Here is a 23,256-nt window from a genome sequence, read left to right on the forward strand (position 1 = left end):
AAGAGACTTCCTGTTTCAGTATGACCATTCGCAACGAGAATCTTTCTCGAGGGAGCACCGACTATTCCGAGCAAAAAAGACCTATGTCCTTGGACATAGGTCTTTCGGTTTACTACGGGTTGCTATCGTCTGCGAAGAACGCGTCCGAACACGAACAGGATGGGCAGCAGCAAGACCGCGGCGGTCGTAAGCGACGCCCGGACGGACAGCCGGTTGCCGATCCAGCCTACGAACGGACCGCCCGCGGTCTGGCCGAGCGCATCGGATTGGCTCATCATGGAGAGCACCGTCGCCCTCGCCCGGCTCTCGATGTTGAGATTGAGCCAAGTCTCGAAAAGCGGAGCGCTCACCGTTCCGATAACCCCTACGGCGAGCAGAGACACCAGTGCCCAGCCGAAATTCGGCGAGAAGGCGAAAGATAAAACGGCTGCGATCCGCAGTGCCGTCAGCACGAACATGCTTTTGAATACGACACGCTCATCCGTCGTATTCAGCCGCTTCTCGGCGATCCACATCGCGAGCATGCTCAGCAGGATCGTCAGGACGGAGATGAGACCGAACCAGAGGGCAGCGGATAAGGGCAGGTTGGCCGGGAACGTAATCTCTTTCAAGAGATGCGCTTCCCACAGCCGGTCGTAGCCTTCGGATGCCGCGCCGCTGAATACGGTCACCGCCAGCATCATCAGCAGGACGGGCCGGGAGGAAATCTCTCTGGCCCCTGCGAGCCAGGTAGACTTAAGTTCCGTCCACGGCCCGCTTCCCGGCGGCCGCTCCTGGCGGACGAACGTGGTCTCCTTCATGTGAAGGAGGAGGTATACACCCAGTGCCGCATATAAGACGCCGCCTGCCAGAAACGGCAAGTTCGTAGCCAGCGTAGAAAGTCCCACGCTGATTCCGATTCCGAACAAAGCCGCGGTCAGCGTCCACCTTTTCGCACGCATAAAGACCGGGCCCGCATGTTCTTCACCGACTTCGTCTACGAACCAGGCGGTATCCGCGCCGCTGAGGAACGTTTCTCCGAATCCGCGGATAGCCTCGGATATAAGCACCCAGACGAACAACGAGATAACGGGTACGGCAGCACCCGCCGCTATTACGCTGCCTTCGAGCAAAAAACTGCCGCTCATCACGAACATTCCGAGAATGACCGATTTTCTGCGGCCGTACGTATCGGCCACGACACCGGTAATTCCTTCGAACAGGAGCACGGTCAGTTCCAATACGGTTCCGACAAGCAGAAGCTGCAGCGGTGTCAGCCCCAGCGTCTGGATAAAATACACCGCATACGTCGTAAACATGACACTGTTGGCCAGCGCAAGGCCGAATTTTAATCTTAAATAAACTTGTGACGCGTGAACATTCATGAATCGGTCCGCCTTTCAGGCAGACGGCACGCCACGTTTTTGTGTATGGACTTATCCGCTCATAGTCAAGCTTACCGTACGTGCCGTCTTCCCCACATTTGGTTTGTACTTTTCTGCGCGAGCTTTTCATTTGAGCTTTGCTGCATGAACGACACCTCCTGAATAGATTGCTTTCCATTATAAACGGCCACTGCCAAAAAGTAAGGTTAAAGTTTGACTATAATTGAAAAAGCCCGCCGGGATTTCGGCGGACTTTTTCCAAAGGTTATATGATAGGGAACTTTACATGTCCGGTGATCTAACTTATGATTACTCGCGGTCGCGTTGGCGGGCTCTTGCTTCGCCGCCTTTGCGTCCGGCTTCTTCACGGCTCATTTTACCGTCGCCGCTGTTGCCGCCGCTGCCGTTGTTTCCGCTGTTGCCGCGTGCTTCGCCGCCTTTTTGACCGATTTCCTGGTAGAAATCTTTGTCATGGTTGCGGGAAGTAGCTTCGCCGCCCTTTTCACCAATTTCCTGATAAAAATCTTTATCATGGTTTTTAGAGGTCGCTTCTCCACCCATACGTCCTGCTTCTTCACGGCTCATTTTGTTGTCGTCATTACGTGCCATTTTGAATCACTCCTTATAGGTATTGAATATTTTTTGGCGTTGTGGCGTTGCCTATGTCTTATTTACCCTTGGTCATTTTTTTGAAACAAGGTTTCTGTTTTCGATTCACGGCGGTATTTCGGCACACTCGCGTAACAGACCTCCCGAAGCATGAACATGAGAGGATCAGGAATTTAAACGCCATGCTTAAAATAGAAGCCGGCAATAAGGCGGAGCTTTCCCCGGTCTGGATTCCGAAAAAGCAAAAAAGCAGACCCGCAACCGGCTTCTGCTCCAATTTGCTCCGATATTCTATATGCGGAAGCGATAGCCCGCTCCCCATACGGTTTCGATATACTCGGAATTCGAAGAGTCCAGTTCGATTTTCTCCCGCAGCTTTCGGATATGGACGGTAACCGTCTGAGAATCGCCGAGTGAATTCATGCCCCACAACTTCTCGAAAAGATGATCCTTGCTGAACACCCGGTTGGGGTTGCGCGCGAGAAACCAGAGCAGATCGAACTCTTTCGTCGTCAGCGTAATTTCACTGCCGCGCAGAAAAACCCGGCGGGAATCGGAATGGATCACAAGCTCCCGTATGGACACTACCTCCTTGCTTTTCGGGGGTCCGATCAGCCGCTCGTAACGGGACAAATGCGCCTTCACACGGGCGACGAGTTCGGCGGGTTTGAACGGCTTGGTGATGTAATCGTCGGCCCCGAGGCCCAGACCCCGGATAATGTCGATGTCTTCTTTTTTGGCCGTGACCATCAGGATCGGAATGTCCCTTTCTTCCCGGATTTTCCTGCACACCTCAAAGCCGCCGATGCGGGGAATCATGAGATCCAGAAGGATCAGATCGTAGTTTCCGCTCAAGCCGAGACGCAGTCCGTTCTCCCCGTCCTCCGCGATTTCGACTTGAAACCCGTGAACCTCCAAGTAATCTCTTTGCAGCTCGGCTATCAGCCGCTCGTCTTCCACGATCAATATGGATTTCATACGGAATCACTCTCTTTATTCGTTCGGATCGGAAGTATGATCGTAATACAGCTGCCCTCGTCGGAAAGGCTGCTTGCCCGGATCGTGCCCCCGTGGCCGTCGATAATCTGCTTGGAAATGGCGAGACCGAGGCCGCTGCCTCCCGTATCACTGTTGCGCGACGGGTCGGCCCGGTAAAACCGCTCGAAGATATGCGGAAGAGATTCGGCGTCGATGCCCCGGCCGTTATCGGACAGTTCGATACGGACTTCCTTCCCGGTTCCCAGAACCTTCAGGCCGATCTGTTTATCGGGTTTATTCATATATTTGACGCTGTTATCGACGATATTCACGAAAACGCGCTTGATTTTGTCCCGGTCTATCGCCAGTTCCGTATTCGGTTTCAGCCTGATATCGGCCGAATAACGGATGCCTTGTTTACCGAGCTCGAATTCCAGCTCCGAGGATAAATCTTCGATAAACGCGTGCAGATCGACCGCCTCGAAATTGAACGGCAGCCGCTTTAAATCCAGCTTGGAGTATAAAAACAGCTCGTCGATCAGGTGATCCATCTCCTCCGCTTTGGAGGTAATAATGCCGATATATTTCTCCCGTTTCTCGTCGGTATCCGCAATTCCGTCCCCGAGCCCTTCAACGTACCCCCGTATGGCCGTCAGCGGAGTACGGATATCGTGGGAAATATTCGAGATAAGCTCTTTGCGGTTTTCTTCATATTGAAGCTGCGTCTGGATGGATGCTTTAAGCTTCATCCTCATCTGCTCGAAGGCCGCGCTGAGTTCCCCGATTTCATCCCTGCCCGAAGGCACGACCCGCGAATCCAGATCGCCGGCCTCTATCCGCTTCATGGCGGCTTTCAGAGTATTCAGCGGTTTAATGATGCTTCTGGAAACGAAATAAGTCAGCAGCGTATGCGTAAGAATGAGAATGACGATTAAAGCGATAAACAGGATCGGGAAAAACTTCCGGGCGAAAGTAACGAACGGGCTTACGGCCGTCACGACAAACAGGCTGCCTTTCTGACCGTCTTCAAACTTAAAGTCCGCATGAACGACTTCGACAAGCTGCTTGCCGATCCGCTCGGGCTTGGACATGACCACGTTCCCCGGCCGCTCATATGCCGGCAGCTTCTTAAGAAGCTCCGGATAAGGAAAGGCGGCGGCCGCGTAGACGATCTCATCGCCTTTGCGCAGGATTAGATTGGACTGGTTCCGCTGCAGCTCCTCGTCGATTTCCGCCAGGTAAGACGCATCTGTCCATGCCTCGGGGTCAATTTCCGTCGTGCGTTTGATTTCTTTGAGCAGCCGCTCGATGCTGCGGTTCTCGAAGCGGCCTTCGCCTTCGCCGTAGTGGTCTTTGATCGACTGCAAATCCCCGCGGAACACCACGACGAGAAGCATTGCCGTTATGAGCATCATAACGAGCGGGATAACAAGCATCGCGGCATACGAAAGCAGCAGCTTGAAACGGATAGACATAGGCTTTTCCCCGTTCACACATCTTTTCGATCAAATTTATAATAACCGAGGGCAAAAAACAAGAGGCTGCTGGAAAGCAGAAACAGAGCAGCCGTGATCCGTCTTCCCGCCGGTACCCCGTCGTTCAGCCAAAGCAAATGCCAATCCGTGTACGACACGGGCGAGAACGCCGGAAAAGATTGGAAAAGGAAAGGAGCCAGCTTGGCGGCCGCATACAAAACGATGCCGAAGACGACGAATCCGCTGGCGCTTTTGAAAAACTGCGCGGCAAAAACAAATACAGCCGACAGGGCAAGCATGGCGCCAAACGCGGCCGCATACGCTTTGGCGGATGACAGTCCTTCGGCTAAGCCCAAAGGCGTTCCCGTGAACATCGCGCACAGCAGCGTAGCCGCAAAAAGCAGCACCAGCAGGATAGCGACGGCAGTTCCCTGGGCGGCCACTTTCGCGGTGAATACGTGAAAGCGTGTATTGGGACGCAGAAAAGCGAGTTTAAGCGTCCTTGAGGCGACTTCGTGAGGAAACTGGTCGCCCGTAAGCGTCAATATAAAGAGGGGAACCCATAGCGCCGTGTAGAAACCGAGCGTTTGAACCGGAAAAGACCCGCTAACGACCATCAATCCAAGCACGGGCTCAAGCGCTTTTAACGAGACGGCAAACAAAATAGGAAGCAGGACGGAGACCGCCCCGAAGATGCCGATCTTTTTCCGGTACAGCAGCAAATAAAGCTCGTTCACGTAACCCGCTTTCCATCTATGCACCTTGAAGCTCCCCCATTTCCCGGATTTCTTTCATATAAAAATCTTCGAGCGTCCCGCCTTCCAGCACCAAACCGGAGACATCCGCTTCTGTCCTCAAGCTGCCGCCGGCCAGAATTCCCGCCCGGCTGCAAAGCTGCTCCAGCTCGTGGATCATATGGCTGGAAATAAGGAACGAGGTCCCTTCTTCCGCCGACATCTTGCGGATCAGACTTCGGAACACCACCGTTCCCTCGATATCCAAGCCATTCGTGGGCTCATCCAGCAGCACAAGCTTCGGCCTCGGCAAAACGGCGGCCGCCAACGCCAGCTTTTGTTTCATGCCCGTCGAGAAGCCTTTGATTTTCTCCTGCCGAACCCGAAGCAGTCCGACGGTATCCAGCACCTCCTCTATCCGCTGTCCCGTCACCTGCGGATAAAAGCGTGCGGACTGCCGGAGATACTGCCAGGCCGTCAGAAAATCGGGAAAGTCGGCCGATTCGATCATGCAGCCGACATTCGCCATCGCCTGCTCGTGATGGAGGTTCCTGTCGGCGCCGAACAGGGTAACCGTGCCGCCGTCGGCCCGGACCAGACCCGTGATCAGCTTCAGGAGCGTGGTCTTGCCCGCTCCGTTCGGGCCGAGCAGACCATAGACGTCGCCGGCCTCCAGCCGCAGGCTGACCTCTCTTATTCCGCGTCCGCTACCGCGGTACAGCTTCGTTAAGCCGCTGACCTCCAAAATAGGTTGCATTCGTATAACCTCTTCCTTTCTCGCCCGGCAGCCGGCAGACGTCAGGTCCATCGGCTGCGGACGAAACAATATGGGACCGGTTCAGCCGTTTTTGCCCTGCCACTTGTTCCGGTGCTCGGACTTGACCGGCTGTACGTTTTTGCCGTTCAGATCCACCGTATCCGGCGTGGTGCTATCGTATCCGGACAGATCCGCCTGAAGATGTACGACGACTTGATGAGCTTTGCCGCCGGCATCCTTGCCGGATACGGTCAGTTCCGCCTCCTGGTGCTGAATATAGTTCGAAGAACTGATCGTCGCGTTAACGGCTACCTTCTCCAGACGAATATCATCGGTCAGCTCGGGAGCGGCACCCTTCAGAAAATCGTTGCCGAACGGATTGGCCGCCGTGTCAGCTTTCTTCTCCGACTCTCCGTGCTCCTTAGACGCCTGCTTGATGACGATCGGCGCAATCGCCTGAACAACAGCGGGCAGCTGAGCGCCGTCCAGCTCCGCCGATACGCGCTTGCTTCCGTCCTCTTTCACATCAACGGCGACATAATCTTTCAGATTGCCGACCAGCGCGTCGATCACGGTTTCCACCTGCTGCGGCATTTCTTTCTCCGCGGAGTCTTTAAAGCGCTTATGCGTTTCAGCCGCCGCATCTTTTACATAATACACATCGCTGCTTCCCGGTTTGAAAATGGCTTGATCACCCTGCTTGTAAAATTGAAGCGCTTGTTTTGCGCCTCCGGCGGAAACTTCACCCGCACCGCTTGCCGAGCCGCCTTCACGGCTCATTTTAAACGTCCCGTTTGCACTCAAGGCCACATTCCCGTTGTCCCGCATAGAACCTGCCGCCTGAACAGTCACACTATGGACAGTCTTGGTGTTCTTCAACGCGGACTTGTAGGCGTCGTACCCTGAAGTTCCGGCCATGGCGCTTATTCCCGTCGTGACCATCATAAGACTGCTGATTCCGATTACGCTTCCCAGCACAAGCCATTTCTTGTTCATCTTCATCCTCCTGAATCAATCGTATTTAACTTCCACTGTCATCATAGGCAAAAAAAATAAACCCCTTATGAAGCATCTATTAAAACTTTCTTAAATCACTTTCCCGGGATCATTTTTCAGATTAATCGCATAAAAAAAGCCCCTTTCGCAGGGGCTCATTTCATTTCATTCCGTTCCATCCGGCCAAACGGCTTTTAACGGCGCCACACAAAATCGGATAGGAAAAGAAGGCTTATTTTTTATGTACTTTATCCGGATACAACCCTTCCGCCAGCGTCTGCAGAGCGATCGGGGCGCGGATTCCTTCGGAAGCGGCCGACAGAGGGAGAACGAGCAGGCGCTTGTTCTTAATCGCCGGAATATCGGCCAGCTCCCTTTTGCCCAGGAGAAGCTCTTTCTTCTTCTCTACCGGCGTATCGCCGTAATCCATAATGACAATCACATCCGGGCCGCGGCTGACTACCTCTTCCCAACTGACTTCGACCCAACTTTTCTGAATATCGTCGAAAATATTTTTGCCGCCGATCATGTTGATCAGGCTCGTAATGTAGGTGTTGGCCGCCGTAAAAGCTTTGTCTTCGCCGTTGTCGTAAATGAACACCTTCTGAGGAGTCCCGACCGTGCCGATTTGCTCCTGAATGTCTTTCAAACGCTGCTTTATGCCGTCCACAAGCTCATTCGCTTTGGCCTCCACCCTGAAAATGCGGCCGATGTTCAAAATATCCCGGTATACATCTTCCAAGGTTGGAGCGGCTTTATTGGAAGATTCCTGCACATAAGTCTGAATCCCCTGTTTGGCGAGTTCTTCCCGGGTGCCCAGACTTTTCTCCGTAAACGCGCTTTTCCAGCCCGCATAGGCAAAATCCGGAGCGGCCTCCGCGAAAACTTCCTTGGACGGATATGTTTTGGCGAGAACGGGAACCCGGTTGTAAGCTTCCCGCAGCTCCGGAAGGATCTGATCGTCCAGGTATGCGGTGCCGGCCATATTTTTCTCCAAGCCAAGCGCAAGCATCACTTCCGTAGCATGCTGATTTAAAGTCACGGCCCGTTTGGGCGCTTCCGAAAAATGAAGCTTCTGCCCCATATTGTCAAGTTCTACGGCTGCCGCCGGTGTGCCCGCTGACTCCGCAGCTCCTCTCGGTACAAGTTCTTTGGTTGAATCGGAAGCGGAACAGGCGCTTATAGCGGCCATGCAGACAAGAGCCAGGCATAAGAATAAAGTATGTTTAAGAGATCTCATAGAATTCAAAAGGATTCCTCCGTCTGTTTTAGTCCGGCGTTATAAAAAGATTCCGGCAAGTACGTAATGACCGGCTTGCCTGTCAGGGCGTGCCGGTTCACCTCGGCGTGAACGCCGAATATGTCCCGGAGAACAGCAGGGACGAGAAGCTCCGCGGGCGTTCCTTCCGCCGCAATCCTTCCCTCGCTGATGATGTAAAGACGGTCGCAATAGTAAGCCGCCATATTCAGATCGTGAAGGGCGGCAAGCGTCGTGATCCCCAGCGAGCGGACAAGCTCCATGATCTGCAGCTGGTAACGGATGTCCAGGTGGTTCGTCGGCTCGTCCAGAATCAGAAACTTCGCCTGCTGGGCCAGCACCCGGGCGATAAGCACCCGCTGCTTCTCTCCGCCGGACAAGGTCGCGAAGCTGCGTTCTCCGAAAGGCCCGAGCCCGACCGTTTCCAAGGCCCGGAAGCATATTTCCCGGTCCGCTTCCGTATCGCTTTCGTACCATTTCTTGTGGGGATATCTTCCCATCAGAACCATGTCCGCCACGCTGAAATCGAACTCGACGGAAGATTCCTGGCTGACGACGGCCATCAGTTCGGCCGCTTTTTTGTAAGGCAGATTCAGCAATTCCCGCTCATCCAGAAACACTTGTCCCGCGTCCGGCTTAAGCTCGCGGTAGACCGTTTTAAGCAGGGTCGATTTCCCGCTCCCGTTCGGACCGATCAGGCCGATAAACTCGCCTTCGCGGACGGCCAGGTTTACGGAGTCGAGAATTTTTCTGGCTCCTATGCTCAAGGAGAGATGCTTCGCTTCCATGTTCATTTAGAAGCACCTCCGAACGCGTACGAACTTCTGCGGAGCAGCCAGATGAAGAACGGGCCTCCGCAAATCGCCGTAACGATGCCGATCGGCAGTTCTTCCGGCGCAAGCGCGAGCCTGGCCAGAACGTCGGCCCATATGACGTAGACCGCCCCGAAAAGGACGCTGACCGGAAGCACCTTGCGGTGGTCGGAGCCGAGCACCAGCCGGACGATATGGGGAATCATCAGGCCGACAAAACCGATCGAGCCGCTGACGGACACGATCGTTCCCGTGATCAGCGCGGTTACGATCACCAGACAGGTCCGGAACGCCGGCACATTGACCCCCATCGTTCCCGCTGCGCCTTCTCCCACGAGAAGAGCGTTCAACGACCGGTGCTGAAAGAGCAGGAAAAGGATACCGGACACCACGATCAGAGCCGGTGCGGTGAGGTATTCCCACTTCGCGCCGGCCAGGCTGCCCATCAGCCAGTAAACGACGGAGCGGATGCCTTGGGCGTTCGGCGCCATCGTGACGATGAAGCTCGTAAACGCCGACATCATGCTCGCAACGGCTGTGCCCGCAAGCAGCAGCCGGGTGGTCGAAATGCGGCCTCCCACCTTGGCGAAGGTAAAGACAAGCGCCATCGCGACGAGGGAGCCGATAAAGGCCGAAACCGGCAACGCGTAAGCGCCGAGAAACGAGAAGCCGCCGAACAGCAGAACAAGGGTAGCCGCAACCGACGAGCCGGACGATACTCCGAGTATGTAAGGATCGCCTAGCGAATTTCGGATTAACGCCTGGATCGTTACTCCGACAGCGGACAGGCCCGCTCCTACGACAAGACCGAGCAGAACGCGGGGAAAGCGGATGTTCCAGATAATATGCTCCTGCGCTTTCGTCCAATCCCGCTCGATCAGACTGCCGATTCCCGGCATGTGAGACAGAGCGATCTTCCAGACCGTGACGGGCTCGATCCGAACGGAACCGAGCATGACGGCTGCCGTCACGGAGATCACAAGAAGAAGAGACAAGCCGCCCAGCAGGAGCGGAAAAGCGGTTAGAGCGCGCGCCGTCCCGTATTTTTTTGCGGATGCGGGGCGGGCGCCCCTGGCCTCCCCGGTCTCCCGTACCGTTTCTTTATTGCAAACCGATTGCAAGTCCTCACCTCGACCGTTGATATTTTTAGGGCTGTCCATGCAAAAAAGCGCCTCCCCCTTCGTTTGCAGACAAAGGGAAAGACGCTCGTAATTTCAGTACAGAACGCATCTAACACCTCCCTATCTCCCGTAGGTTGCTCGTGTTACGGATACAGGCAGGTCTCCTGGCTATCAGCGTCATCATCGGCAGCAGTCTTCCCGGTACGGATACCAGTGACTGTGGTTGCTGCGACTCTTCTGTTACAGTGGCGGGACCGCGCCGGTATTGCACCGGACTTCCCTATTAAGCTGTACCGCGTTAAGATTTCAGCGGCAAGCACCTGTACCGAGTTTATTCAATTCATCGTCCGACCTGTATTTTACTCAAAATACGAAATACGGACCGGAAGCATCTTGTCTATCATAGCGGATACGTCAGGAATCGGCAACATTTGCCATCCCGCTCAATCCGGCAGCAGGCCCTGGATCTGCTCTCTGACCGTAGGATTATCCAGATCATGACCGAGAACGGACACCATGCCCCGGTCATCGCGCGACCGGATTAACCGCCCGATGCCCTGCCGCAGGCGGAGCAGCATGTAGGGCATGTCCACGTCTTCGTAAGGCTGAGCCGAATCTTTCCGCTTGGCCGCAAAGACGGGATCGTCCGAAGGAAACGGAAGCTCCCAGACGATCACATGGGACAAGGACGGTCCCGGAATATCCAGTCCTTCCCACAGCGTCACCGCACAGAGGACACTTTCCTCGTCGTTTTGAAACGATGAGATGAGGTGACTGATTTCCGCCGAGCCTTCAAACAAAAACCGGTAATCGGCCGACTCGGGATACCGTGTCATGTTCCGTTTGAAAACGCCCAGCGCCTCGCGGGACGGGAACAGGATAAGCGCCCGACCGTCAGATTCCTTGAGCAGTTCCAGAACCCGTCCGGTCTTGTCCTCTTCCGGCTTGTCGGGATACAGGTTCGCCTTCATTTGGGCGCTGTAATCGTAAGGCGAAGGAACGGAGAACGAAAGGAAGCTTTCGATGCCCAGGCTGCCCGCCATATAGTCGAAAGAGCCGTTGACGGACAAGGTTGCGGAAGAAAACACGACCGGCATTTTTTTCGAAAAGACGCGGTCTCTTAAAATCTCCTTGACCATTTTCGGCATGATGACCAGGGTGATTCCGTCGGAATCCTCCGTAACCCATGAAATGAGCTGATCCGGCTTATCGAACAAGCTTAAAGCAAGCTGAATCATTTCCAGGTGCTCCTCGACGATTTTGAGCTGGTAATCGTCCAGCGTGGACAGCCCGCTTTCGAACACGAGCTCTTCCTCGATCACGTCGATCAGCTGCCGGAACCGGCTTACTTCCCGCTTCAATTCTTCGCTCCAGGCGAATTCCTTGCGGTCCGAGGCCGGGACGGAATAACTGCTCTCGTCCAGCACGCGGAACAGCGTTTCACTCTGGAGGATGGCCTCCTCGATGGCCAGGGCCAGCGTTTCTCTGACCTCGCCTTCCAGAAGCCGGATGACGATGCTTTCGAATACCGAATGCTTCAATTTGTAGGTGAGCGCGTTTTGCGCGGCCGTTTCAAGCAGATGCCCTTCGTCGAATACGACGGAGCTGTGATCCGGCAGAAGAGGAAGCTGGCCTTCCCGTTTGCGGGCCTCGTAGGTCCAGACATGTTCCATGTAGAAATCATGAGAACAAATAATCAGGTCGGCGGACTTGCGGTAATGCTCGCGCGACAATGTCTGGCCGCAGCGGTGCCGCTGGCTGCAAACGAGGCAGTCCTGGAACACGTCCCAGCCGATACGTCCCCACTGCTCGTCCGTCAGCTCAGGGTACTCCTTACGGTTGCCGTACGGATAGAAGGACTGGAGCGTGTCCGGGTAGTGGACGAACGAAGGAAGACCGTGATAAATCTCGCTAAAGACTTCCTCGTCGTCAGAACCGCCGCCCCGCGTGTCGTCCAGCTTATTCAGGCAAATGTACTGATGCTGCGACTTGCCCATCCGGGCGTCAATCGTCAGATCCAGATGCCGGGCGAGCTTGGCGATGTCCCCTTCGGGCTTGACCAGCTGCTCGATCAGCGACTCGTCCGCACATGCGATAATCGCGGGTTTTCTCGTATAACGCGCATACGTAAGAGCGTAAAGCAGATACACCAGCGTTTTCCCGGTTCCCACTCCCGCTTCCGCAAAGATGGTCTGTTTCTCCTGGTAAGCTCTCTCCAGCTGAAACGCCATGTAAATTTGTTCGTCTCTCACTTCAAAACCGGCTTCCGGCAGAAGCTCGTAAAACACGTCGGCAATCCAGTCGCTTGCCTGCTGAATAAATGGTTTCGTCGGATCAAATGCAAATGGATAATTTCTCAATCTGGCCGTGCCTCCACATCATCGTTACGTACATCTGTCCATTATACCGCAAAAGATCCCCCTGCGAATCCTCCTTTTCTTAGAAGCGCAAAATAAAAATCCGCCCGTAGGCGGATTCTAACGTTCAGTCTTTATCGTTCCGTCATTGAAGTTTCTGGTAGACAAGCCCGGAATCGATCACATATTCTTCACCGGCCGCTTGCAGGTCCCCGCCCGACAGATCTTTCGTTTCGGTTGTCCGGGCCTTTTTCGACGCGATGTCATACGCGGTTATCGTCACGCTGCCTTTGGCGGAATCCGTTTCCGCCCAGAGAAGCCGCTGCGGTTCAGAGGCGGAAAGCAGCTTCACCGTCCGCTCGGAATTCGTCTCGTCGCCGACAAGCGTATACAGGGCGTTCCCTGCATCCACCAGCATCAGCGCACCGGAGCCGTCGGTGACGGCCTGCGGGTGATGCAAATCGGCAAGCCCCGCCGCGCTTAACTTCGTAAGCTTTCCCGTAGCGGGCTGCACGAGGTGATAGACCGAGTCCGTTTTCCTAGGCTCGCGGTCTACGGCGCGTTCCAGGGTATAGCTGCGAAGGACGGCCGCGCCGAGGCTTTCGCCGCTGCCGCCGATCCAACCGCGAAGCTCCAGCCGGTCTCCGTTATTCAGCTCACGCGCGTCGGCGCTCCATACGGCTTTTCCGTCCCGCCCGAAAATCTTGATACCCTGCGGAGCAATCACTTTGTAATCTTCTCCGCCTATCACGTTCTCTTCGCTGTTGCTGAACGTATACTCGTAAGCGGCGTAGCGGCTGTCCGGACTCCATTTCAACGCAGGGTTCGAATGCAGACCGGTATCCGCCGGTAAGTCGGACAACTGCACGCCTTTGCCGTCATACAGCCGGTAACCGTCCTTCTCGTACCAGAAACGCTCCCCGTCCGGCGACCTGAACAAGCGGAACAGCGGCCACGTGTGGCTGAAGGTTCCGTCAAGCGCTTTGACGCCGCCGCCCGCAAGATCCGCGATCCACAGCTTGCCCCCGCGGTAGCTGTTCAAGTACAGCTTGCTTCCGTCCGCGTTTAACCAGCCGGATGCCAGAAAATCGGGGGACAGATCGGGCGGGACGTTAGCGGCCAGCTCGCGAATCTGTCCGTTCTGAACGTCCAGTGAAACGATCCGGTAGCCGATTCCTGCGCCGTCCGCCTTCCCGACAGGCTGGATCATAACGACATGTGAATCGTCCCGGAATCCGTACCCCATGGCCAGCGTATCCGCCGAATAGGTGTCGCTCATCCGCAGATCGGCAAACAGAAACACCTTAAACGTCTTCTTCGCAGGCTGCACGGCTACGAGATCCAGCCGGTACCGGGTTCCTCCTTCGGCCGGTGATGTCCTCCGGACAAGGTGCAGGACGGTTTTACCGTTACCGGGGGAAACGAGAGACTGCATCACAGTTGCCGTCGTATTCTCCTCTTCGGCCAGTTTTAGCCGAAATCCTCCCTTTTTCTCTTTCAGGCTCACGTTCAGAGAGCCCGAAACTCCAGTGGCTCCCGAAGCTGACACGCCGGATTCCTGAGAAGACGGCTGAGCGAGCAGCCTCGCTTCCAGCGCAGCGGGAAGTAAGCGCAGGCCGCTTGCAGGAGCCTCAATCTCGGACAAGCTCAGCAGCTTGCCGCTGGACGCATCGATGTAATAGACTTCCTTGTTTCCGGACTCGAATTTCGCTTCCGCCTGCCAAATCTTCCGTTCCTCCGCGTGTCCGTTAGACACCCCTCCTTGCCCGGCTTCCTCTCCGGACAGCTCGGGAACATGCCGCGTCAAGCCGACTTTCCATTCCGCCTTCCGGTCCGGAACATGGCTCTGGGCGATAGATAAAGCCTGCTTAGAGCTTATTCCCGAAGCCGATTCCGGAACGGAAGTGGAGATCGTGCTAGCCGCAAGAAGGAAGACCAGCAGAAATGCCGTTTTCATGGTAACTTTTCCACCTTTCCGACGTTCTACTTTTCAGACTCCATAATTTGGAAAAAGTTGCGTGACAGAAAGCGGATACAATGTCTTTATCACGACCATAAAAGAGCGTCAGGACGAACGACGTCCATCGCTTGCAAAAAAACCTCCCGTCGCCGGGAGGCTTTTCCTTCTACACTTGCATGATTTTAATCAGATTCGTCGTTCCCGTCTTGCCGATCGGCACCCCTGCCGTGATCACGGTGTAATCGCCAGGTTGCAGCAGCCCCTGTGCGGTGCCGCTGGATACCGCGGCCTGAAACATGTCGTCGGTCGTCTGTACAAACTCGCCTTTCACGGGCAGCACGCCCCACAGAAGGCAGAGCTTATTCAAAACCTCGTCGTTAGGCGCAATGGCGATGATCGGCGCTTTCGGTCTATGCTTGGACACCATCCGCGGGGTATACCCGCTCATCGTCGGCGTCAGAATCGCTTTCGCTCCGATCGCCTCGGATGCGCGGACAGCCGCCTGGCTGATGATCTCCGTCACATTGACCTGTGCGGGAACGTCCGCCTGCTGACGGCCGGTTTCCTCCATGTAAAGTCCCTCGGCTTTCTTGGCGATCGTGGCCATCGTGCGCACCGATTCGACCGGATACTTGCCGGCGGCCGTCTCGCCCGACAGCATGATCGCGTCGGAGCCCTGTAGAACGGCGTTCGCGACGTCGCTCACCTCGGCCCGGGTCGGCCGCGGGTTGACCTGCATCGAATCCAGCATTTGAGTGGCGACAATAACCGGTTTGCCCGCGTGGTTGCAGGATTCGATCATCACTTTCTGGAGGACCGGAACATCTTCGACCGGAATTTCAACCCCCAGGTCGCCCCGTGCCACCATAATTCCGTCCGAAGCCTCGACGATGGCTTCCAGCTCGTCTACGCCTTCCTGGTTTTCGATCTTGGAAATGATCTGGATATGACCGCAGCCTTGATCCTCCAGCAGCTGCCGGACCGTAAGCACGTCCTCCGCTTTGCGCACGAAGGACATGGCGATGATTTCAATCTTTTCGCGGATGCCGAATTCGATATGGCGGATGTCCCGCTCCGTGACTCCGGGGAGCGTCGTATGCACGCCCGGCAGGTTCACCCCTTTGCGCGGCTTGATGACGCCGCCGTTGATCACTTCGCACGACACTTCCGTTCCCGCCGCCGAAACGACTCTCAGCTCGATCAGCCCGTCGTCGATCAAAATTTTGTCCCCGGCCTTCACGACTTGCGGCAGCTCGGCATAATTGACCGAGATGCGCGTGCCGTCTCCCGCGATTTCTTCGCTTGTCAGCGTGAGGAAGTCCCCCGCTTTTACTTCGCACGACGCTTCCTTGAGCAGGCCGATCCGTACTTCCGGTCCTTTGATGTCCATCAGCACCGGGATGATAGCGCCCGTTTCTTTCGCCGCCTGACGGATCCGGCTGATCTGCAGGCTGTGATCCTCCAGCTCACCGTGAGCCATGTTAATTCTCGCCACGTTCATTCCGGCTGCGATCAATTCCTTCAATACCTCGACGGAGCGGCATGAGGGCCCCATGGTGCAAACAATTTTTGTCTTCCGCATATGATCGGTCCTTCCTCTTCTTTGATTGTCCCTATTGTAATTCGTTTCCGTTCGAGAGAAAATGAACTATAGTATTGCAATTGTACTATAGTACGTTCTATGAAGAGGGAACCATGATCAAATTAACAAACATCCGGCACGACCGGCTGGCGGAATGGTACGAGGAAAGCGGGCCCGGCGGCAGTGCGGCCGCTTCGTTCATCATGCTGAGCTACGGCCGCTGCCTGTACTGGATCGGAAACGACAAAATTATGCTGGAGCAAGGCGACCTTCTCCTGATCGGAGAGGGCGTATCTTACTACGGCAAAAGCATTCCGACCTTCCTGCACAACAAATATGTCGCAAGCTTCCATATTACGGATTCCGATCACGAGCTTCCGCTGCTTAGCAAACCGTGGATAAAAATCCGCTCCGGCATGGCCGAATTTTTGCTTGAGCAGACCCGCAAATGCTATTCCGATTGGAAGGAGAACGAACCGTACGCGGCAATTCGCGGACAAGCCATTCTCCTGGAAATGCTCGCTCTGCTTAGCCGTGAAGCGGATCAAGCGGCGGTTTCGTCCGAAACGGGAAAACATGCGGAACGGATGAAGCAGTATATCCGCGACCATTACCGCAAGAAAGTGACGAAAGACGAGCTGGGCGAATTTATTTCGAAAAGCCCCAACTATGCCGCCGCTCTTTTCAAAAAAGTCACGGGGCAAACCATCAGCGAATATGTCCATGCCGTGCGCGTGAAAAAAGCCGTTTATATGCTAATGGATTCGCTGCTGACGATCGCCGAGATCGCCGAATTTGTCGGCTATGAGGACGTTTCGTATTTTCAGCGGATTTTCAAAAAAACGACCGGCCGCACCCCTTCCTCTTATATGAAGGAAAGGCCGCCGAGGAATTGACCCGCGGGTGCGGATGATTCGAAAGATCACGGCGGGCGGGCGACCGGCAAATGTGCCGCGCCTAACAAAAAAAGCCCTCAAGGGGCTTGGATATGTATGGGTTCCGGCCTTTTTTTCGCAGATAGAGGGCGGAGATTAACTTATTTTTACTGACCCAAGTTCTGGATCTTCTCGGTAAGCTGCTTCATTTCGTTCACCTGCTGAATCACCGGGGACTGGAGAAGCGATTTATAATCGAGCACCTGGCTGTTAAGCTGCTCCAGATGTCCGTTAATCGTGCCCAGCATCGTTTCGTTGTACCCGACGATCTGCTTATGCAGGTCTTCGGCGAAGCCCGGAGCGTCCAGTCCGTTAAAACTGGAAATATTCTCTCTCATCGTTTCCAGTTCTTTTTTCACTTTCTCCCCCGCCTGGGGATCGGTTACGGCTTCCTGGGCGGCGGCGGGCAGGTTTTCGGCGAAAGCGGCCGCTTCCTGAAGATACGTTTTCGCTTCATCCCCGTAGTTCAAGGTGCTGCTCACGCCGTCCAGAAGCGAACAACCCGGTAGCATCAAAACGGCCAAAACCGCAAGGACGAGTCTGATTTTCATGAATCGAAGGCCTCCTTTTGTTTCGGTTTATAACGTATATCGGGATGCATCAGGCATACATGTAAAATACGTCACATCCTGAACTTCGTTTCAAAATTTGGTGAGGAAATATATTTAATGTAGGAATTTTGCCGTAGATTGAATATGCGATTTGTTTAAGGGGAAGGAGATTGTTATGAAAATTAGACTATTGATAATTTTGGCTATGGTGCTAATTGTTATCTTCATGCTATTTGCTTTATATGGTCAGAGCTATGTGCAATATGCTCCAACTATCGGATGGTTAGGTGCTTTTGTTACATCACTTGTCATTATCATTTCATATCTCGTACAAAAAAAGAATCGCATGCCATAAAGTTTTTAAACACAAAAAGAGCCGCTCAACGCAGCTCTTTGGCAAATAAACGGCTTATTGCAGCCCGATGTTTTTTAAATCTCCTTGACCACAATCCTGCCAGCCGCAGCGCACCACGGGAAATGCCTTTCGGTAAATCCCGGACTGCGCTCTTCGTCGGGACGACGCGGTTATTTCCTTATTTTCCAAGCACAATGCCAATCCGGCCGTCCTTAATTTCCAGTTCGTATTTCTTGACCCGGGTCCGGTCGCTGAACAAGGACTTTCCGGTTTTGATATCGAATTCCCAGCCGTGCCACGGGCAGCGCACAATTTCGCCCTGGCGGCTGTAATCGTACTCGTAGACGTCCGACGGAAGATTCGTCCCGGAGACAAGCCCCGCGCACATCGGCGCCCCCTGGTGCGGGCAGTAATTGTGGAGCGCGTAGAATTCCCCGCCGATCCGATAGATACAGATTTCCCGCCCTTCCACCTTGACCCCGACATGCCCGCCTTCGGGAACGTCTTTCACATTCAGCACCTCGTATACCGCCATGTTCGAATGGCCTCCGTTTACGATAAGTTGTAGAGCTTTTTCGCGTTCTCGTAAAAAATTTTGCGCCGGGCTTCCGGCTTCAGCTTGCGAAGGATCATATCCGGCGCATCGAAGTCCCAGTGCGGATAGTCGCTGGAATAGAGAATCATGTTCTCCGCGTCGAACATGTTAAATAAGTCGGCCAGATGCTGCGGATTGTCCGGCTCCTCGATCGGCTGCGTCGTCAGGAAGCAGTGCTCCGCGATATACCGGCTCGGCATCTTCGTCAGCCAGGGAACGGTGGAGCGGAGCGCCTTGTAGTTCTTGTCGAGCCGCCACATCAGCGGCGGCAGCCAGGCGATGCCGCCCTCGACGAGCACGACCTTCAGGCCGGGGAACTTGGCGAATACCCCCTCGCATACGAGGCTGACCAAATGGGCCATGAACATTTGGGACAGGCACGTATGCCACTCGATGTACCTCGCCGGATACCCGGCCGCCGTAGGCGCGGTCGAGCTGCCCCCTCCTTCGGCGCCCGGATGGATGGCGACGGGCAGGCCGTGCCGCTCCGCCGCTTCGTAGATCGGGTGGTAGAAGCGGTGCCCCAGCGGCCAGCGTGCGGCGCTGGAGATGATCACTTCGACGATGTCGGGATGATCCCCGACCCGGTCGATCTCTCTGGCGGCGAGCTGCGGGTCGAGCGTCGATACCGCCATGGCGCCCTTGAACGCCTTATGCTTGCCGAGCCATTCGGCGATAAGGAAGTCGTTGTATGCGGAGCAGACGGCCGCCGCGTAATCCGGGTCGTGCGTCGTCGAGATGTTGTAGACGACGCCCGTCAGGACGGCGTACTCGACGTTGTAGCCTTCGATGAGCTGCTTGATCATGAAGTCGGGGTCGGAGCCCGCTTTACCTCCTCCCGGCGGAATCGAGTCCTTCTTCATGACGCCTATCGGCGAGTAATAACCGGAGCCCGAGTAACCGATGCCCGTTGTCGCGACCCTGGATTTCCAGGGCTCCGGCAAATACGGGATCAAGGCCGAGTCGTTCTGTTCGTTGTGAACGTCGGTATCGATGACTTTCAGCTTTTCCGCTGCTGCCACAGCTTTCCCTCCTTCGTACTGATGCTTGCCATGTACCCGGGCTCGAGATCTACTTCTTGCCGTACGTCCGGGTATAGGCCGTATTGTACATGTTCAGCAAATCGTCCGCTCCCATCTTCTTAACTTGATCCAGGAACTGCTGGTAAGTCGTATCGTTGATCGGCGTTTTTCCGGTGACGAACTCCGTTAATTTCTGTTCCAGGAATTTGTTCAAGTTGTTCAGCTTCGATTTTTCCAGCTCCAGCTCTTCCTGCGTTTTTACGATCTGTTTCGGGGACGGCACGATAAACGGCTCATACCGCTTGTTGATATCCTTGCTCTTGTCGCTAAGCCCGCGCTCCCAAACCTCCCGGGATTTCGCATTGTCCAGAGTGATCAGGTCATACCAGACGCCCCAGTCCTTGCGCAGCGTGTTGAACGGGGAAGCTCCGAATTCTTTCATATAAACGGGCTTGCCGTTTTCCATCGTGTACGTTTTGCCTTCGATGCCCAGGGACAGATAGTTCGAGCCTTCCTCGCTGACGAGGTAGTCCAGGAACTGGACCGCCCTTTCCTTATCTTTGACCTTGGCGGAAATCGCGCGCCCCACAGCTCCGATTACGGGACGGGAGAACTGGTAATTTTTAATGCCGTCCGCGGCAAACTGCGGAATCGCGTCGAGCTCGAAAGCGGGGGTGCCCGCTTTGCGGCCTTTATCCGTTAGCGACTCCAAATCCGCTTTCCAGAAGTAGGTCACGAGCGACTTGCCTTTCAGTATGCGTTCCTCCCACTGGGCCTGGGTGAGCAGGGAATACTCGGGATCGAGTAGCTTTTCGGTGTACAGCTTATTCAAAAAGACAAGCGAGTCTTTGTAGCCTTTGTGATACGGGGCGAACGCATATTTATCGGTCGTCGGGTCGATGTTGAAGAAGCCTTGGATGCCCGTAAACGCCCGGCCGAATACCGTATACAGCCCCGTATCGCCCACGATCGCATTGGGAATGAGCGGATACGAGTTCGGTTCTTTTTCCTTGTACGCCTTCAGGAACCGGTAAAATTCATCCAAGGTAGCCGGCGGCTTCAGACCGTACTTATCCATAAGATCTTTGCGGGTATACCAGATGAAGTTAAAGCCTTTGCCCTCGGCATCCCCTTCGATCACGGGCACCGTGTAAATGCCGCCGTCCGCTCCGCTGGCGACCGCTTTGGCTTCCGGGTATTTGTCGTAGAACGCTTTCAGGTTCGGCGCTTTGTCCAGGTAGTCCTTCAAGTTCAGGAATACTTTATCGGGACCGTGTTCTCTGCCCTCCTGGGTGCTCACCTGGATAAAATCCGTGACGGAGTTCGTGGCGATCATGATCTGTCTTTTCTCGGTGAGTCCTTCCTGGCTGACAATCTGGAAATCGACGCTGACGCCGGTCTTTTTCTCAATCTCTTTGAAAATCTCCCAGTCCTGCCGCACTTTTCCCTCTACCCGGTCATAAGCCAGCCATGAAAATTTGACGGGTTTCTTGGCGTCCGATCCCCCGCCCTCCCCCGGTGAAGCTCCCTGATCCTTGCTGGAACATCCCACCGCTACGGCACCGGCAAGCAGAGCGACTGTCAAAATCACGGCAAACGGTCTTTTTTTCATTTCCGAACCTCCCCATAATGGTAGCTTCTGGTCTACTGGCCAGCTTTGCTGGTCACGCTAGTCTTGCTGATCTTGCTGATCTTGCTGATCTTGCTTATCTTGCTGATCACGCTGGTCTTACTGGTCACGCTTGTCTTTCTGGTCACGCTTGTCATGATAGTTACGCTGCCCGTACCGGAAGCACGAGAGCTGCCGCAGTTGCCAGGGAGAACTGTACTCACGTTCTTTGCTGCTGCCCCGCGTATCGCGGACTTTGCTCTATAGCCATGAATTCCACCGGGAATTCAGAACTATCTCCATATCCGCCTAGCCTTTGATGCCGCCGATCATGCTTCCCTGTACGAAATACTTCTGGATAAACGGATAGACGCACAGGATCGGAAGCGTAGCGATCATGATCATCGCGTATTTGAGCGTCTCCAGATGATTCAGATCCCCCTCGCCCTGAACGCTGGTTCCGGCGATGAGAATGTTGCGCAGCATAATCTGCAGCGGATACATGCTTCTGTCATTGAGATAGATCAGCGCGTCGAAGAAAGCATTCCACTGGTTAACCGCCGTGAACAGGCCGATGGTCGCCATGACAGGCATAGAAAGCGGCAGGACGATCCGCAGCAGCACCTGCAGGGAACTGCAGCCGTCGATTGTGGCGGCGTCCTCCAGCTCCTCGGGCAGCGCTTCGAAGAACGTCCGCATGATAAACAGGTACCACGTCGAAACCAGGGACGGCAGGACGATGGCCCAGATCGTATCGAGCATGCCGAGCTTTTGAACGACCAGAAAGGTCGGAATCATGCCACCGCTGAACAGCAGGGTAAACGCGGCCAGGAGCAGAATGGTTCTTCGGCCCGGAAGCCATTTTTTCGATAAAGGATAAGCCATCGCCGCCGTCACGATCAGGGTAAGCGCCACATGAAGAACGGTGTAGCGGATCGTATTCCAGTAGCTGATCCACAGATCGGGATTGGTGATAAGCCGCTCGTAGGCGACCAGCGTGATCTGTTTCGGCAGAAGCAGCACCTCACCGCTCGCCACCAGGGCGTTATTCGAAATCGAAGCCGAAAACACGTACACCATCGGATAAATCATGACAATGACGAGCAGCAGCATCAGAACGATGTTGAGCGTGTCAAACACTCGGGATGCCAGGCTGGTTTTGATTTTCATCTCGGTCCTCCTCCTACCACAGACTCGTCTCGGAATATTTGCGGACGATCCGGTTGGCCGTTACGACCAGGATAAGCCCGATGATCGACTGGAACAGGCCGACGGCCGTCGCGAAGCTGAAATCGGAATCGAGAATGCCCCGCCGGTACACGAACGTGTTGATGACATCCGACGTTTCGTAGTTCATGGAATTGTAGAGAAGCAAAATTTTCTGGAAGCCCGTTTCCATAAAATGACCGAGCGTCAGCACGAACAGGACGATCATGACCGGCAGCATACCGACAAGCGTAATATGGCGGATCTGCTGAAACCGGTTCGCTCCGTCCATTTTGGCCGCTTCGTACAGCGTGGGGTCGATACCGGCGATAGCCGCCAGGTAAAGGATCGTTCCCCAGCCGATCTTCTGCCAGATTTCGGAGCTTACGTAAATCGTCCGGAACCACTCGGGAATGCCCAGGAACATAACAGGTTCCATTCCGAATACCTTCACGAGAAAATGGTTGACGACCCCGGTCGTCGGAGACAGAAACGTCACGAGAATGCCCGCGATCACAACCGTGGAGAGAAAGTGAGGCATATAGCTGACGCTCTGGACAAACCCTTTGAACCATTTGTTTCGCAGCTCGTGGAACAAAATGGCGAGAACGATCGGAGCCGGGAAATGGAACAGCAGGTCGTACACGTTGAGCATGACCGTGTTGCGGATCAGCTTCCAAGAATCCGGCGTAACGTAGAAGAATTCGATAAAATGCTTCAGCCCTACGAATTTGCTTTCGAGGATGCCCCGGCCGATGGAAAAATCCTGGAAAGCGATGATGATGCCGTACATGGGCACGTACTTGAAAATGATATAGTACAAGATCCCCGGAAGCATCAGCAGGTAGAGCGCTTTGTGTTTTCTGACGAGATACCAGAAGCGGGCACTCTTCGTCATGGCCTCTTCCTCCTTTCAAGTAAGCGCTTGCAAGTGGTGATGGCCTAACTATAAAGAACCCTGCCGCTACCGGTAAAGCGTG

At 54.8% G+C, this 23,256-nt stretch carries 20 protein-coding genes and 1 riboswitch; of the genes, 1 reads left to right on the forward strand and 19 read right to left on the reverse strand.

The window, feature by feature from the left end; translation table 11 throughout:
- Nucleotides 1–122: 122 nt before the first annotated feature.
- From ACI48J_RS15325 to pyk, 13 genes are all read right to left on the reverse strand, one after another.
- Nucleotides 123–1,364: an MFS transporter gene (locus ACI48J_RS15325; protein ID WP_405079071.1), complete on the reverse strand. Its 1,242-nt coding sequence runs from the start codon at nt 1,362–1,364 to the stop codon at nt 123–125.
- Between the two features lie 309 nt (nt 1,365–1,673).
- Nucleotides 1,674–1,973, reverse strand: coding sequence for a KGG domain-containing protein (locus ACI48J_RS15330; protein ID WP_405079072.1), 300 nt, complete (start codon nt 1,971–1,973; stop codon nt 1,674–1,676).
- 291 nt (nt 1,974–2,264) lie between these two features.
- A complete protein-coding gene (locus ACI48J_RS15335) occupies nt 2,265–2,951 on the reverse strand; it encodes a response regulator transcription factor (protein ID WP_405079073.1) in 687 nt (228 codons plus the stop codon).
- Entirely contained in the window at nt 2,948–4,426 is a 1,479-nt protein-coding gene (locus ACI48J_RS15340) for an ATP-binding protein (protein WP_405079075.1), read from the reverse strand. The genes ACI48J_RS15335 and ACI48J_RS15340 overlap by 4 nt, the downstream gene beginning before the upstream one ends.
- 14 nt (nt 4,427–4,440) lie before the next feature.
- Nucleotides 4,441–5,187, reverse strand: coding sequence for an ABC transporter permease subunit (locus ACI48J_RS15345; RefSeq protein ID WP_405079077.1), 747 nt, complete (start codon nt 5,185–5,187; stop codon nt 4,441–4,443).
- A complete protein-coding gene (locus ACI48J_RS15350; protein WP_405079078.1) occupies nt 5,180–5,917 on the reverse strand; it encodes an ABC transporter ATP-binding protein in 738 nt (245 codons plus the stop codon). Before ACI48J_RS15350 ends, ACI48J_RS15345 begins: the two co-directional genes overlap by 8 nt.
- Nucleotides 5,918–5,998: 81 nt before the next feature.
- The gene (locus tag ACI48J_RS15355) at nt 5,999–6,913 is read right to left on the reverse strand and encodes a hypothetical protein (protein ID WP_405079080.1); all 915 of its coding nucleotides are present in this window, start codon (nt 6,911–6,913) and stop codon (nt 5,999–6,001) included.
- A 232-nt stretch (nt 6,914–7,145) separates the two neighbouring features.
- Complete coding sequence (locus tag ACI48J_RS15360; protein ID WP_405083239.1) at nt 7,146–8,153, reverse strand: ABC transporter substrate-binding protein; 1,008 nt, start codon at nt 8,151–8,153, stop codon at nt 7,146–7,148.
- A gap of 5 nt (nt 8,154–8,158) precedes the next feature.
- Nucleotides 8,159–8,965, reverse strand: coding sequence for an ABC transporter ATP-binding protein (locus ACI48J_RS15365; protein ID WP_405079082.1), 807 nt, complete (start codon nt 8,963–8,965; stop codon nt 8,159–8,161).
- Nucleotides 8,962–10,143 carry a FecCD family ABC transporter permease gene (locus ACI48J_RS15370; RefSeq protein ID WP_405079083.1) on the reverse strand — a complete coding sequence of 394 codons (1,182 nt, stop codon included), beginning with the start codon at nt 10,141–10,143 and terminating at the stop codon, nt 8,962–8,964. The genes ACI48J_RS15365 and ACI48J_RS15370 overlap by 4 nt, the downstream gene beginning before the upstream one ends.
- 97 nt (nt 10,144–10,240) lie before the next feature.
- Nucleotides 10,241–10,443: riboswitch (cobalamin riboswitch) on the reverse strand.
- Nucleotides 10,444–10,547: 104 nt separating this feature from the next.
- Nucleotides 10,548–12,464, reverse strand: coding sequence for an ATP-dependent DNA helicase (locus ACI48J_RS15375; RefSeq protein WP_405079085.1), 1,917 nt, complete (start codon nt 12,462–12,464; stop codon nt 10,548–10,550).
- 142 nt (nt 12,465–12,606) lie between these two features.
- Nucleotides 12,607–14,418 carry a hypothetical protein gene (locus tag ACI48J_RS15380; RefSeq protein ID WP_405079087.1) on the reverse strand — a complete coding sequence of 604 codons (1,812 nt, stop codon included), beginning with the start codon at nt 14,416–14,418 and terminating at the stop codon, nt 12,607–12,609.
- Between the two features lie 169 nt (nt 14,419–14,587).
- Nucleotides 14,588–16,003, reverse strand: a complete 1,416-nt coding sequence (gene pyk, locus ACI48J_RS15385; protein WP_405079089.1) for a pyruvate kinase — start codon at nt 16,001–16,003, stop codon at nt 14,588–14,590.
- 113 nt (nt 16,004–16,116) lie between these two features.
- Between pyk and ACI48J_RS15390 the strand changes: the two genes are divergently transcribed.
- Complete coding sequence (locus ACI48J_RS15390) at nt 16,117–16,899, forward strand: helix-turn-helix domain-containing protein (RefSeq protein ID WP_405079090.1); 783 nt, start codon at nt 16,117–16,119, stop codon at nt 16,897–16,899.
- Nucleotides 16,900–17,045: 146 nt separating this feature from the next.
- Here ACI48J_RS15390 and ACI48J_RS15395 read toward each other — a convergent pair whose 3' ends face one another.
- The 6 genes from ACI48J_RS15395 to ACI48J_RS15420 all read right to left on the reverse strand — a co-directional run bounded on the left by ACI48J_RS15395 (nt 17,046) and on the right by ACI48J_RS15420 (nt 23,174).
- The gene (locus tag ACI48J_RS15395) at nt 17,046–17,489 is read right to left on the reverse strand and encodes a DUF6376 family protein (protein WP_405079092.1); all 444 of its coding nucleotides are present in this window, start codon (nt 17,487–17,489) and stop codon (nt 17,046–17,048) included.
- A 533-nt stretch (nt 17,490–18,022) separates the two neighbouring features.
- On the reverse strand, nt 18,023–18,379 hold the full coding sequence (locus ACI48J_RS15400; protein ID WP_326054701.1) for a Rieske (2Fe-2S) protein: 357 nt from the start codon (nt 18,377–18,379) through the stop codon (nt 18,023–18,025).
- A gap of 17 nt (nt 18,380–18,396) precedes the next feature.
- Complete coding sequence (locus tag ACI48J_RS15405) at nt 18,397–19,461, reverse strand: amidohydrolase family protein (RefSeq protein WP_405079094.1); 1,065 nt, start codon at nt 19,459–19,461, stop codon at nt 18,397–18,399.
- Nucleotides 19,462–19,510: 49 nt separating this feature from the next.
- Nucleotides 19,511–21,073 carry an extracellular solute-binding protein gene (locus ACI48J_RS15410; RefSeq protein WP_405079096.1) on the reverse strand — a complete coding sequence of 521 codons (1,563 nt, stop codon included), beginning with the start codon at nt 21,071–21,073 and terminating at the stop codon, nt 19,511–19,513.
- Between the two features lie 306 nt (nt 21,074–21,379).
- Nucleotides 21,380–22,240, reverse strand: coding sequence for a carbohydrate ABC transporter permease (locus ACI48J_RS15415; protein ID WP_405079098.1), 861 nt, complete (start codon nt 22,238–22,240; stop codon nt 21,380–21,382).
- Nucleotides 22,241–22,253: 13 nt separating this feature from the next.
- A complete protein-coding gene (locus ACI48J_RS15420; RefSeq protein ID WP_218230083.1) occupies nt 22,254–23,174 on the reverse strand; it encodes a sugar ABC transporter permease in 921 nt (306 codons plus the stop codon).
- Between the last annotated feature and the right edge of the window lie 82 nt (nt 23,175–23,256).

It is taken from the genome of Paenibacillus chitinolyticus, from assembly GCF_045038035.1.
In the GTDB taxonomy this organism is placed as follows: domain Bacteria; phylum Bacillota; class Bacilli; order Paenibacillales; family NBRC-103111; genus Paenibacillus_F; species Paenibacillus_F chitinolyticus_A.